This window comes from Pseudomonas azotoformans (assembly GCF_900103345.1).
Taxonomy (GTDB): Bacteria; Pseudomonadota; Gammaproteobacteria; order Pseudomonadales; family Pseudomonadaceae; genus Aquipseudomonas; species Aquipseudomonas azotoformans.
In genome coordinates this window covers 3,131,210-3,144,437 of record NZ_LT629702.1, presented here as the reverse complement: position 1 = coordinate 3,144,437, position 13,228 = coordinate 3,131,210, and the positions used below count along the sequence as shown (strand labels likewise).

The following is a 13,228-nucleotide window of genomic DNA, read 5'->3' as shown; positions in this document are numbered from 1 at the left end:
TTTGCCCAGCGCTCAAGGTCCAGATACGTGTAAGCCCACACATGGGTTTTATCGAGGAGGCACCGATGCAAACGTGGCAAATTACCTTCGTTGATGATCACGGCGTGCAGTCCGTGGAGCAGTTCACCTGCGAACACAAGCCCAGCCTCGAAGACGCTGCGCACATGATTCGCAACAAGCTGGTGCCCGTCGCCGCCGAACTGGACCTCAATGACTTAGAGGGCCGCAAGCCCGAGCCGACGGTCAAGATCCTCAAAGACCAGAACAGCATCCAGATCCTCGACATCTCTCCCGCCGCCTGAACATTCCCTGTAAGTCATCCAAGCACCTCTGGTGGAGGTGATAGCTTCGCGCTACTCTGCAAGGGAGATCAGCGAATGAATCGCTAAGGTCTGGTCTTGTCAGCTACATGCTTGTTTTCCAGCGGTGATGTTGTTGCCGTAGTCCCCACGCCATTGCGGCGTGGGCTTCGGGAAGCACGGAAAGTCTATCCATCAATTTGAGGAGCACTTTTCATGAGCACAGCCTATCAAGAAGACATCAGCACCAACGTTCTGCGCCGCATGAAAGAAGGCGGTTTCGACTTCTCGCGTTTTCACCCCATCGAGTTCTACGCCATTTTCCCGGATGAGGAACGGGCGCGCAGGGCTGCGGGTGAGTTTCGCGGGGAATCCCTGAATGCCCAGGTGAGTGCGCGCGACGATGGCGCCTGGTACCTGGAGCTGAGCAAAGTCATGTTTGCGACCTACGACGGCATTGGAGACTTCGAGCAAGACTTCGGGGCGGTGGTCGAGCCGCTGGGCGGGATCATCGAAGGATGGGGCGTGAAGCAGGAGGTGCGTGGGTTACCCATGTAGCGGCAGTTTATGAGCAACACAGCGTATCGGCTGACCTTTGGGTCGGCCGATTTTGTTTGTGAGGTGGGAAAATTACTCGGAACTTGCGCGCTGTTTTTATGCACCAAAAAAAAGGCCACCCATACGGGTGGCCTAAAGGGAAGAGCGGAGCGCTGAAGGCAGTTCAGCAGATGGGGCCGATTATCCGCAGCCTGCGCCGGGCAGTGAAATCAACTCTGACTATGCTGTTGATAGTCAAAGCCCGCATTGCGATGAAGCGTCGGGCAGTGCACCGGGCATTCTGCGCACCAGGACGGTGCGAGCAGATTGCGTGGTTAATTTAACTCACTGATTTTTAAGTGTTTATGCCGCTGGCACGGGCCTTGCGATGGTTCTTGCGCCCGGGTGACAAGGAGTTCGGCATGATCCGCACTTATTACGATGAAATGTACGATGGGGCAGGCCAGGTCCGACCGCATTACCGCGAGTTCGCCCGCTGGTTGGCCGAAACCCCCGCTGAACTGCTGGCTCAACGCCGGCGCGAAGCCGATTTGCTGTTTCACCGCGCCGGGATCACCTTCACCCTCTACGGGGACGAGCAGGGCACTGAGCGTCTGATTCCCTTCGATACCATCCCGCGCAGTATTCCCGCCAGCGAATGGCGGATTGTCGAGCGTGGCTGCATCCAGCGGGTCAAGGCGCTGAACATGTTTCTCGCCGACCTGTATCACGAGCAGCGCATCATCAAGGCCGGGGTCATTCCTGCCGAACAGGTGCTGGCCAACGAGCAATACCAGTTGGCGATGCAGGGGTTGGACCTGCACCGCGACCTGTATTCCCACATATCCGGCGTTGACCTCGTACGCGATGGCGACGGCACGTACTACGTGCTCGAAGACAACCTGCGTACGCCCAGCGGCGTCAGCTATATGCTCGAAGACCGCAAGATGATGATGCGGCTATTCCCCGAACTGTTCGCTGCCCAGCGCATCGCGCCCATCGATCACTATCCCAACCTGCTGCTGGACACCCTGAAAAGCTCAAGCCCCTTGGATAACCCCAGCGTGGTTGTACTGACTCCGGGGCGCTTCAACAGCGCGTTCTTCGAACATGCCTTTCTCGCCCGCGAAATGGGCGTGGAACTGGTGGAAGGCGCCGACCTGTTCGTACGCGATGACCGCGTTTTCATGCGCACCACCGATGGCCCCAAGGCCGTGGACGTGATCTACCGTCGTCTCGACGATGCGTTTCTCGACCCCCTGGCCTTCAACCCGGACTCCATGCTCGGCGTGCCCGGCCTGCTCGCGGCTTATCGCTGCGGCAATGTGGTGCTGGCCAATGCCATCGGCACCGGGGTGGCGGATGACAAGTCGGTGTATCCCTTCGTCACCGAGATGATCCGTTTTTACCTGGATGAAGAACCGATCCTGAAGAATGTTCCGACCTTCCAGTGCCGTAAGCCCGACGAACTGTCCCACGTACTCGCCAACCTGCCCGACCTGGTGGTGAAGGAAACCCAAGGCTCCGGTGGCTACGGCATGTTGGTAGGCCCGGCGTCCACGGCGGCGGAAATCGAAGCCTTCCGAGCGCGGATCAAGGCCAAGCCCCACGCCTATATCGCCCAGCCGACCCTGTGTTTATCCACCTGCCCGACCTTTGTCGAAAACGGCATTGCGCCGCGCCATATCGACCTGCGCCCGTTTGTGTTGTCCGGCAAGGAGACCCGTGTAGTGCCCGGCGGCCTGACCCGCGTGGCCTTGCGCGAAGGTTCGCTGGTGGTGAACTCGTCCCAGGGCGGCGGCACCAAAGACACTTGGGTGGTCGAGGACTGATGCCATGTTGAGTAGAACTGCCTCGGATCTGTACTGGATGTCGCGCTACCTGGAGCGTGCGGAAAACCTCGCACGCATGCTCGACGTCAGCTATTCGCTGTCACTGATGCCCCAGGATGGGCGCGGCGACGGCCTGCATGAACTGGCCATGCCGCTATTGATTACCGGCACCCTGGAGGATTACCACGAGCGCCACGGCGAATTGCACGCCGAACGCCTGTTGCACTTTTTCGCGCTGGACGCGGCCAACCCGGCCAGCATCTACAGTTGTCTCGGCGCCGCGCGGGCCAGCGCCCATGCGGTGCGTGGGCGAATTACCGCCGACATGTGGGAAAACATCAACGCCACCTGGCTGGATATTCGGGATATCGCCCAGCAGGGCCTGAGCCGTTATGGCATGAGCCGGTTCTGCGAGTGGGTCAAGGAGCGCTCCCATCTGTTCCGTGGTGCCACCTACGGCACCATCATGCGCAACGATGCTTTCCGGTTTATCCGCCTGGGCACCTTTATCGAACGGGCCGACAACACGTTGCGCCTGCTGGACGCCCGCTATGAGATGGCCGGTGACCGCGCCGAGGCTGTCACCGATGGCACGGCCCACGCCTACTATCAATGGAGCGCCTTGCTGCGCGCCTTGTCGTCGTTCGAGGCCTACACCGAGATTTATCGCGATGCGCCTGGCGCACGGCAAGTCGCCGAGTTGCTGCTGTTGCGCGCCGATGTGCCACGCTCACTGCGGGCCTGCAGTGAAGAGATCGACCAGATCCTCGCCAGCCTGCCTGGCATCAACGGCCGCCCGGCCCAGCGCCTGGCCGCCGAGATGGACGCGCGCCTGCGCTTTACCGCCATCGATGAAATCCTTGAGGAAGGCCTGCACGCCTGGCTGACCGACTTTATTCCTTTGGTCCGCCAGTTAGGCGACGCCATCTACAGTTCCTACCTGGAGGCGGCATGAGACTCTCCATCAGCCACGAAACCACCTACCACTACGAAGACCAGGTGCGCGCCAGCATTCAGTACCTGCGCCTCACGCCCCATGACAGCGAGCGCCAGCATGTACTCAGTTGGCAACTCGACCTGCCACGCCCGGTGCGTGCCCAGGTGGACCCGTTCGGCAACATCCTGCATGTGCTGACCCTGGATGAGCCCCACGACGCCATCATCATTGGGGCGCGTGGCCAGGTGGACATCGATGAGCTGCGCGAGGCCGAGCATGAGAGCCAATCGGCGTTCCCGTTCCTGCGGTGCACGCGCCTGACCGAACCCGATGAAGCCCTGCGCGGTTTTGCCGAACAGCACTGCCATCAACGGCGTGACCGTACGGCGTTGATCGACTTGATGCACGCACTGAACCAGGCGATGGTCTACACGCCCGGCGCGACCGAGGTCGACACCTGCGCCGCCCAGGCCTTCGCCGGCCGTGCGGGCGTGTGCCAGGACCACACCCACGCGTTCCTGGCCTGTGCACGTAGCCTGGGCATTCCTGCGCGGTATGTGTCGGGGTATTTGTACACCGAGGACAGCACGCACCTGGCCAGCCACGCCTGGGCCGAAGCCTGGCTGGATGACGCCTGGTACAGCTTTGACGTGACCAACCAGCTGGCCCGCCCGGAGCGGCACTTGAAGCTGGCGGTGGGGCTGGATTACCTAGACGCTTGCCCGGTGCGCGGCATGCGCCGGGGCGGGGGGCATGAGCAGATGCATGCGAAGGTGTTCGTGGCGCCGACGCCGGTGATTTCCGTCCAGCAGCAATGATTCGGTTGCGGCGAGCGGGGTGTTGTGGCTGGCGGACTTGTTGTGGTGAGCAGATTTGTTGTGGTGAGCAGATTTGCTGTGGTGAGCGGGCTTGCCCCGCGCTGGGCTGCGCAGCAGCCCCAAAACCAGGAACCGAAGAAACTCCTGACACACCGCATTCTGCTTGATCAGGGCTGCTGCGCAGCCCAGCGCGGGGCAAGCCCGCTCACCACAGCAAGCCCGCTCGCCACAACGCGTTCACCACCGGATGTTTAAGGTTGCTGTTTGCGCCCCGCCATATGCTTCAAATACCCCACCAATAAATCCAGTTCACCGTCCGGCAACACACTGGCCGCGAACGCCGGCATCTTCGCCTGTGGCCAATGCCGCAAACTCTGCGGGTTGCGGATATAGCGCTTGAGGAAATCACCGCCAAAATACTCGGTGGGGTTGTAGGGGATATTCAGGTCCGGTCCGACCTGGGCGTCTCCGGCGCCATTGAGGCGGTGACACGCCAGGCAATTTTTCTGGAACAGGGCAAAACCCTGGTTGATCGGGTCATTGGCCGCCAGCTTCGGATCCGGCAACAACGCCGGAAAGCGCTCCGCCACCGTCTTCAACTGCTTGATCCCGGAGATCTGGAACGGCCACTGCTCAGGGCTGATAGCCCCGGCTTGCGGGTCAGTCCATACCAGGTAGAACGGCCCGGCACTCGGTTTGCCATCTGCCAGCGCCGGCCAGGGTTGAGCAGGGTCCTCCACCGCCAGCCAAGCACGTGCACCCTGTTGTTCCAGCAACGGCGCGGCGGTGAGTTCGGCGGCGAATCCATCCAGGGCAACCGCTTGCAGATGGCTCTCAGGTTTCAAACCCGGTAGGAGTACGGCCAGCGGCACTGCGCGATAACTCATGCTGCGCTTGTAGGAGACGTCATCGACAATCTGCACCGTCTGTGCTTGCGGGTGCTTGAGCAAGTCGGCCGTCTGCCAGGTCTTGCGGGAATGGTCGAGTTCGATGGTCAATTGCGCGGCTGCAGCAGGAAGCGCGATCAGCAGGGCGAGGAGGGCGAGGATGGATTTCAAGACGCAGGCTCGAATCAAAGGGCTGTTTAAGCTAACGATACCGGAAATCGGCGCGCAAAAAGGCAGCCCCTGCCGGACCGCTATGCGCAATGTCCTGGCAGGCGCTGCCAAAAGCTGCAGACCCGGTGCTGTGAATGCACGGAATGTGGCGTTGGGGGGTCACCCAATGACCTTGGTCAAATTGGGCAAGATCAGAATCAGTGTGGTGGCGAACAGAATGAGTCCCGCCTGACGTACTTTCGAATGTTTGAACATGGCTGACTGCCTTTTGTTGTTATTCCTGAGCGTCAAATGCGTGCCGGTCTTATTTCAGTATGGCGAGATGACGTGTCGCTTTTCTTACAGTTGCTCCAGCAAAACCCGGCAGCAACTTCTTACTGATTCAACCTTAGAGCCCTCGTTCTTCGCGGCTTAGACTCATTTCATATCAGCTAATCAGAATTTCAGCTTAAAAAGGCATGAGGCATATCGCCATCTTGGCGCCAATGCCTTGGCTAGACAGCTAAAACGATTAATCAGGTGATTACCTCAGGTGCCTACCGTTCGTCCGAGCGAGGGGGTCAAAAGCAATGAGCGCATCCGTCATTGAAACCGTGTCAATCGGGCCTAAGGTAGGGCACACATGCACACTGGTTCGAGGACGTCATGACCCAAGCGTTGATCTTTGATGCAATACGCACCCCCCGTGGCAAAGGCAAGCCGGACGGTGCCCTGCACAGCGTCAAGCCGGTGAACCTGGTAGCCGGCCTGCTCACGGCGCTGGCCCGGCGCAGTGACTTGGACACCCACCAGGTGGACGACATCGTGCTCGGCTGCGTGACCCCGGTAGGCGACCAGGGCGCCGACATCGCCAAGACCGCCGCGCTGGTGGCGGACTGGGACATCAGCGTCGCCGGGGTGCAGGTCAACCGCTTCTGCGCGTCAGGCCTGGAAGCGGTCAACCTGGGGGCGATGAAAGTCCGCTCCGGCTTCGAGGACCTGGTGGTGGTCGGCGGTGTCGAGTCCATGTCCCGCGTGCCCATGGGCAGTGACGGTGGCGCCTGGGTGCTCGACCCGCAGACCAATATGCACAGTCACTTCACCCCGCAGGGCATTGGCGCGGACCTGATCGCCACCCTGGAAGGTTTCACCCGCGAGGACGTCGACGCCTTTGCCCTGCATTCCCAGCAGAAAGCGGCGAGGGCGCGTGCGGAGGGTTCCTTCAACAAATCGCTGATCGCGGTGCAGGACCAGAATGGCATCGTACTGCTGGACCATGACGAATTCATTCGCGGCGACTCCACCCTTGAAGGCCTCGGCAAGCTCAAGCCGAGTTTCGAAATGATGGGGCAGATGGGCTTCGATGCCACCGCGTTGCGTGTCTACAGCCACGTAGAACGCATCCACCACGTACACACCCCCGGCAACAGTTCCGGCATCGTCGATGGCGCCGCGCTGATGTTGATCGGCTCCGAAGCCAAGGGGCGCGAGCTGGGCCTGCAACCGCGCGCGCGTATCGTTGCCACAGCGGTCACCAGCACCGACCCGACCATCATGCTCACCGGCCCTGCGCCCGCTACGCGCAAGGCCCTGGCCAAGGCCGGCCTGCGCGTTGAAGACATTGACCTGTTCGAGGTCAACGAAGCGTTTGCCTCGGTAGTGCTCAAGTTCATCAAGGATATGGGCATTGACGCCGCTCGCGTGAACGTCAACGGCGGCTCGATCGCCATGGGGCACCCGTTGGGGGCGACCGGCTGCGCGATCCTCGGCACCCTGCTCGATGAACTCGAAGTACGCCAGCAGCGCTATGGCCTGGCCACCCTGTGTGTCGGTGGTGGCATGGGCATCGCCACCATTATCGAACGCCTCTGACCAAGGAACTTGTCATGACCCAAGCCATTCGTTACGAAAAAGGCCAGGACGGCATCGTGGTGTTGACCCTCGACATGCCCGGCCAGAGGGCCAACACCATGAACGGCGTGTACCGCGAGGCCATGGCGGCTACGGTGGAGCGCCTGGAGGCGCAAAGGGACAGCATCGCCGGCGTCGTCATTACCTCGGCGAAGAAGACTTTTTTCGCGGGTGGCGACCTCAATGAACTGATCAAGGTCGACAAGGCCCACGCCAAGGATTTCTACGACGGTGTGCGGGTGTTGAAGGCGCAACTGCGGCGCCTGGAAACCCTCGGCAAGCCCGTGGTGGCCGCTATCAACGGTGCGGCACTCGGGGGCGGTTGGGAGATTTGCCTGGCATGCCATTACCGCGTTGCGCTGGACGACAAGTCGGTGCAGTTGGGCTTGCCGGAAGTCACCCTGGGCCTGCTGCCGGGCGGCGGCGGGGTCGTGCGCATGGTGCGCATGCTGGGGCTGGAAAAGGCCTTGCCGTATTTGCTCGAAGGCAAGAAAGTGCGGCCGCAGCAGGCACTGCAAGCCGGCTTGATCAACGAGCTGGCGGCGGATCGCGATGAGTTGCTGGCCAAGTCCCGCGCCTGGATCCTGGCCAATCCGGACGCCAGGCAACCGTGGGACAACAAGGCCTACCAGATTCCGGGCGGTACACCGTCGAACCCAAAAGTGGCGCAGATGCTGGCCATTGCGCCGTCGATTTTGCGCAGTAAAACCAACGGCTGTTTCCCCGCCCCGGAGAAAATTCTCTGTGCGGCCGTTGAAGGCGCCCAGGTGGACTTCGACACCGCGCACCTGATCGAAACCCGTTACTTCACCGAGTTGGTGACGGGGCAGGTGGCAAAAAACATGATCGGCACTTTCTGGTTCCAGCTTAACGAGATCAACGCCGGCAGCTCGCGACCGCAAGGGTTTGCACCGTATGTCACGCGCAAAGTCGGTGTGCTGGGCGCCGGGATGATGGGGGCGGGCATTGCCTATGTCAGCGCCAGCGCCGGTATCGAGGTGGTGCTCAAGGACATCAACCTGGCGGCCGCCGAGAAGGGCAAGGCGCATTCAGCTGCGCTGCTGGACAAGAAGGTCAGCCGTGGGCAATTGACCGCCGAGCAGCGGGAAACCATTTTGGCGCGGATTCGTCCTACGGACTCCGATACCGACCTGGCGGGTTGCGACTTGATCATCGAAGCGGTATTCGAAGATCGTGAACTCAAGGCCAAGGTCTCGGCCGCTGCGCAAAGCGTGGTCGGCGCCGACGCTGTGATCGCCTCCAATACCTCCACCTTGCCCATCAGCGGCCTGGCCACGGCAGTGCCGGAGCAAGCCAAGTTCATCGGCCTGCACTTCTTCAGCCCGGTGGACAAGATGCCCCTGGTGGAAATCATCAAGGGCGCGCGCACCAGTGACGAAACCCTGGCCCGTGGTTTCGATTTTGTCCTGCAAATCAAGAAAACCCCGATCGTGGTTAATGACAGCCGTGGCTTCTTCACTTCACGGGTGTTCGGCACCTTTACTAACGAAGGCATCGCCATGCTCGGTGAAGGCGTGGCCGCACCGATGATCGAGACCGAAGCGCGCAAGGCCGGCATGCCGGTGGGGCCGTTGGCGGTGTCTGACGAAGTGTCCCTCAGCCTGATGAGCCATATCCGACAGCAGACGGCCAAGGACCTGCAGGCGGAGGGCAAGGCGCTGCCTGCGCATCCGGCGACGGCGGTGATTGATCTGTTGGTCAACGAATACAAGCGCGTGGGCAAGGCGGCGGGAGGCGGTTTCTATGAGTACCCCAGCGGCGGGCAAAAGTACCTGTGGCCGGAGTTGAAAAGCCGCTTTGAACGGCCCGGTCAACGCATCTCGCCGCAGGATGTACGCGACCGCCTGCTGTTTATCCAGGCGATCGAGACGGTGCGCTGTTTGGAAGAGGGGGTGTTGATGTCCACGGCCGACGCGAATGTGGGGTCTGTTTTCGGCATTGGCTTTGCGGCCTGGAGCGGCGGCGCGTTGCAGTTCATCAACCAATATGGGCTGAACGACTTTATCGCCCGCGCCCGCTACCTGGCGGAGCAGTATGGCGAACGTTTCACGCCGCCGGGGTTGTTGCTGGAGAAAGCGGCGCAGGGTGAAGTGTTCCGGTGAAGCAGGGGGGCTTGCCTTGAAGGGGTATTTCAGGGCAGGCTCTGGGGTGTGCAATATTCCCATCACCGTGTCAGGTATTTTTTATGTCGCTACGCGTCTGTATCCTGGAAACCGATATCCTGCGTCCAGGCTTGATCGATCAATACCAAGGGTACGGGCAGATGTTCAAGCGCCTGTTCGCCAAGCAGCCGATTCCCGCCGAGTTCGTGGTGTACAACGTGGTGAACGGTGAGTACCCGTCGGACGACGAAGTGTTCGACGCGTACCTGGTCACCGGCAGCAAGGCCGACTCCTTCGGCACTGACCCATGGATCCAGACCCTCAAGACCTACCTGCTCGACCGCTACGAACGCGGCGACAAGCTGCTAGGTATCTGCTTCGGTCATCAATTGCTGGCACTGTTGCTGGGCGGCAAGGCCGAGCGCGCCGGCCAGGGCTGGGGCATGGGCATCCACGACTACCAGCTCGATGCCAAGGCCCCTTGGATGAGCCCCGAAGTGCCGGAACTGACCCTATTGATCAGCCATCAGGACCAGGTGACCACGCTGCCGGAGAATGCCACGGTCATCGCCTCCAGCGCGTTTTGCCCGTTCGCGGCCTACCACATCGGCGACCAGGTGCTGTGCTTCCAGGGCCACCCGGAGTTTGTCCACGACTATTCCCGCGAGTTGTTGGAGATTCTTCAGACAACCCTGGGTGAAAAGGTCTACACAAACGGCGTAGCCAGCCTTGAGCGCGACCACCACGGTGCAACCGTGGCGGAATGGATGATGCGGTTTGTGGCGCACAAGTCCGAAGCTCAGGTTTAAAGCCAACCCGACCGTTTGAAACTGGCCCACAACCCCGTGCAACCCGTCGCAATAAACCCGAGCACCGCAAAATAGCCGTAGTGCCATTGCAGCTCGGGCATGTTCTGGAAGTTCATCCCATAAATTCCCGCCACCGCGGTGGGGAATGCGAGGATCGCCGCCCACGCGGCGAACTTGCGCTGCACCACGCTCTGGCGCGAAGCCTCCAGTAACACACCGATTTCGATGGTCTGGCTGGCGATATCGCGCAGGGTGGTGAGGTCTTCCATCTGCCGCGTCACGTGAATCTGCACGTCACGGAAATACGGGCGCATGTTCTTGTCGATGAACGGGAAGCTGAGCTTCTGCAGCTCCTGGCTGATCTCCACCATCGGCGCCACATAACGCTTGAGCCGCAGCACATCGCGGCGCAGCCCGTGGAGGTTCTGGATATCGCGCTCGCTCAACGAACTGCACAACACGTTGCGCTCCAGTTCATCGATCTCGGCGTGGATCGCTTCGCTCACCGGCTGGTAGTTCTCGGTGACGAAATCCAGCAGCGCATAGAGTACGAAATCTTCCCCATGCTCCAGCAACAACGGCCGCGCCTCACAACGCTGGCGCACAAAGCCGTAGGACGCCGAGTGCCCATTGCGGGCGGTGATGATGTAGCCGTTGCCGGCAAAAATATGGGTTTCGATAAACTCCAGCTTGCCGTTCTCGCGCACCGGTGAGTAGGTGACGATAAACAGTGCATCGCCGAAGGTTTCCAGTTTGGGGCGGCTGTGTTTTTCCAGGGCGTCTTCGATGGCCAGTTCATGCAGGTTGAACTGGCGTTGCAGGTTGGCCAGCTCCTGGGCGTTGGGTTCTTCCAGGCCGATCCACACAAAGTGATCGGGTTTGGCGGCCCAGGCCGCGCCTTCGTCGAGGGTGATATCCGAAACTTTCTTACCGGCGCTGTAGACGGCGGCCGCAACAACTCTACCCATGGTGCTGATCGCTTCTTATTGGGATGACAGGTGTTGGGCAGCTTAGCCTGAATGGCGTTCCGTTGTAGCCGTTGAACGCTGCTTTGCTCTTTACTGTAGGAGCGAGCTTGCTCGCGAAGAACGTCAACGAAAACGCGGCGCTATCAGGACGCCCTTGTCGCCTGTATGTTTTTCGCGAGCAAGCTCGCTCCTACAGCGGGCGACTTGCTTGGGAGGTATTCAGTTCCAGATCCATTGCCTTGATGCACTCATCCATCTGCGTCTGGCAGGTTTGCATCAACTGAGGAATGTCATCTGAGGTCAGGCCCGTTGTAGGAATCGGCGGCAACGACCGTATGAGCACATCCCCGCTGTTCCAGCGATTGAGCTGCATATGCGTGACGTAATTGCTGACACACACCTGCACAATCGGCACACCCGCCGCGATAGCCATATGGAACGCGCCTTTCTTGAACGGCAGCAACCCTTGGCCCAGGTTGCGCGTGCCTTCCGGGAACACCCAGATCGAAGTGTCTTCGTGCTGCAAAGTGTGGGTGGTGGTAAGCATCGCGCGGCGTGCCTTGTGCGCATTGCCCCGGTCAATCAACACATTGCCCGCCAACCAGAACAACTGGCCGAACAGCGGCACCCATTTCAGACTTTTCTTGGCGATGCACACCGTGCGGTAGGGCACTACGTTGCCGAACACAAACAGGTCATAGTTGGATTGGTGATTGGCGATGATCACGCAGGTGCCGGGCTTGTTGCGCAGCGAGTCCACATCGGCCTTCACGTTGAGCCGCAGGATCCACATGGCCGGCAGCGCATACAGGCGTGCGCAAAGGCGACTGTTGTCGGGGTTGAACGGCCGGCACACACCAACCAGCACGCCGAGCACACCGGCGAGCATAAAGTGCAGGCTCATCAACAACATACGCAACAGAAAAAGCATCGATACGGCCCACCGGGACAAAAGGTGGCGCAGTGTACGGTTGTGCACTGTATTCGGCAATTACCCCGGTAGAGGTAGGAGATAGGCGATGTTTAAGCGCATGTTTCAACATCTGTCGATACGGGCAAGCTAGAGCGGCTGAAGATGATTCGGAATTGGTTGTAAGAAAAAGCCCGACTCAAGGTCGGGCTTCGGTGTATCAGGCGTAGGGCTTAACTCAGGATATGCCCTTGGTCCTGGATGATGGCGTCATCCAAGGCTTCCAACAGTTCTTTACGGACTTTCAACTTGGTGTGCTTGTGGGCGTTCATGTTGAGCTTCTTCAACTGACGTGCCGCCTCCAGCGCAGCCGCGTGCAGCTCCTCCGGTGCCACCACCTTATCGAGGAAGCCGGCTTGCAAAGCGCCCTGCGGGTCAAACATCTCGGCATTGATCACCGAACGATGGAAGGCCGACTTGCGCAGGCGATCCCGCGCCAACTCGATACCGGCGTGGTGCATGGTCATGCCAATCGCCACCTCGTTCAGGCCAATGCTGAACGGGCCATCCACCCCAATCCGATAATCTGCCGACAAGAGCAGGAAGGCGCCCTTGGCCACCGCATGCCCAGGGCACGCCACAATCACCGGGAACGGGTGCGACAGCAGGCGACGCGCCAACGTCGACCCGGACGTCACCAGGCCGATGGCCTCTTTAGGGCCGGCGGTCATCACCTTCAAATCATAACCACCCGACAAAATCCCCGGCGTCCCAGTGATCACCACCACCGCCCGGTCCTTCTCCGCCTGGTCCAGCGCTTCATTAAAGGCACTGACCACCGCCGGAGAAATGGCATTCACCTTGCCGTTGCTCAAGGTCAGGGTCGCGATACCGTCTTCGAGGTGGTAGGCAATCAACTCACTCATGACGCGGTTCCTTGTAGGACTTGTTATAGAAGAATGCAGCAGACGTTACCCACCACGCCCGCCCCGGTAAAGCGCTGTGACTGACTGGCCAGTCAGGGTTTTCCCCTGCACAGCGCATCGG

The 13,228-nt window shown here is 60.4% G+C and carries 12 protein-coding genes; 8 read left to right on the top strand and 4 right to left on the bottom strand.

Going from position 1 to position 13,228, the window contains the following annotated elements; translation table 11 throughout:
• Positions 1 to 65 precede the first annotated feature (65 nt).
• The 5 genes from BLR69_RS13980 (at position 66) to BLR69_RS13960 (ending at position 4,423) form a co-directional block, all read left to right on the top strand.
• Entirely contained in the window at positions 66 to 302 is a 237-nt protein-coding gene (locus tag BLR69_RS13980) for a hypothetical protein (protein WP_058427417.1), read from the top strand.
• A gap of 213 nt (positions 303 to 515) precedes the next feature.
• Complete coding sequence (locus tag BLR69_RS13975) at positions 516 to 857, top strand: ribonuclease E inhibitor RraB (protein ID WP_058427416.1); 342 nt, start codon at positions 516 to 518, stop codon at positions 855 to 857.
• A gap of 401 nt (positions 858 to 1,258) precedes the next feature.
• Positions 1,259 to 2,668: a circularly permuted type 2 ATP-grasp protein gene (locus BLR69_RS13970; RefSeq protein WP_071493998.1), complete on the top strand. Its 1,410-nt coding sequence runs from the start codon at positions 1,259 to 1,261 to the stop codon at positions 2,666 to 2,668.
• Positions 2,669 to 2,672: 4 nt separating this feature from the next.
• The gene (locus BLR69_RS13965; RefSeq protein ID WP_071493927.1) at positions 2,673 to 3,623 is read left to right on the top strand and encodes an alpha-E domain-containing protein; all 951 of its coding nucleotides are present in this window, start codon (positions 2,673 to 2,675) and stop codon (positions 3,621 to 3,623) included.
• Complete coding sequence (locus BLR69_RS13960; protein WP_071493926.1) at positions 3,620 to 4,423, top strand: transglutaminase family protein; 804 nt, start codon at positions 3,620 to 3,622, stop codon at positions 4,421 to 4,423. The genes BLR69_RS13965 and BLR69_RS13960 overlap by 4 nt, the downstream gene beginning before the upstream one ends.
• A gap of 251 nt (positions 4,424 to 4,674) precedes the next feature.
• On the opposite strand, the gene BLR69_RS13955 is transcribed toward BLR69_RS13960, so the two are convergent.
• A complete protein-coding gene (locus BLR69_RS13955) occupies positions 4,675 to 5,481 on the bottom strand; it encodes a c-type cytochrome (RefSeq protein ID WP_071493925.1) in 807 nt (268 codons plus the stop codon).
• Positions 5,482 to 6,126: 645 nt separating this feature from the next.
• Here BLR69_RS13955 and BLR69_RS13950 point away from each other — a divergent pair.
• The 3 genes from BLR69_RS13950 to BLR69_RS13940 all read left to right on the top strand — a co-directional run bounded on the left by BLR69_RS13950 (position 6,127) and on the right by BLR69_RS13940 (position 10,303).
• Positions 6,127 to 7,332: an acetyl-CoA C-acetyltransferase gene (locus BLR69_RS13950; RefSeq protein ID WP_071493924.1), complete on the top strand. Its 1,206-nt coding sequence runs from the start codon at positions 6,127 to 6,129 to the stop codon at positions 7,330 to 7,332.
• A 14-nt stretch (positions 7,333 to 7,346) separates the two neighbouring features.
• Positions 7,347 to 9,494, top strand: a complete 2,148-nt coding sequence (locus tag BLR69_RS13945) for a 3-hydroxyacyl-CoA dehydrogenase NAD-binding domain-containing protein (protein ID WP_071493923.1) — start codon at positions 7,347 to 7,349, stop codon at positions 9,492 to 9,494.
• An 83-nt stretch (positions 9,495 to 9,577) separates the two neighbouring features.
• Positions 9,578 to 10,303, top strand: a complete 726-nt coding sequence (locus tag BLR69_RS13940; RefSeq protein ID WP_071493922.1) for an amidotransferase — start codon at positions 9,578 to 9,580, stop codon at positions 10,301 to 10,303.
• Here the strand turns inward: BLR69_RS13940 and BLR69_RS13935 are convergent.
• From BLR69_RS13935 to BLR69_RS13925, 3 genes are all read right to left on the bottom strand, one after another.
• Positions 10,300 to 11,271: a magnesium and cobalt transport protein CorA gene (locus BLR69_RS13935; RefSeq protein ID WP_071493921.1), complete on the bottom strand. Its 972-nt coding sequence runs from the start codon at positions 11,269 to 11,271 to the stop codon at positions 10,300 to 10,302. The genes BLR69_RS13940 and BLR69_RS13935 overlap by 4 nt on opposite strands.
• 190 nt (positions 11,272 to 11,461) lie before the next feature.
• The gene (locus BLR69_RS13930; RefSeq protein WP_071493920.1) at positions 11,462 to 12,202 is read right to left on the bottom strand and encodes a 1-acylglycerol-3-phosphate O-acyltransferase; all 741 of its coding nucleotides are present in this window, start codon (positions 12,200 to 12,202) and stop codon (positions 11,462 to 11,464) included.
• Positions 12,203 to 12,414: 212 nt separating this feature from the next.
• The gene (locus BLR69_RS13925; RefSeq protein WP_071493919.1) at positions 12,415 to 13,107 is read right to left on the bottom strand and encodes a crotonase/enoyl-CoA hydratase family protein; all 693 of its coding nucleotides are present in this window, start codon (positions 13,105 to 13,107) and stop codon (positions 12,415 to 12,417) included.
• Positions 13,108 to 13,228: the final 121 nt, after the last annotated feature.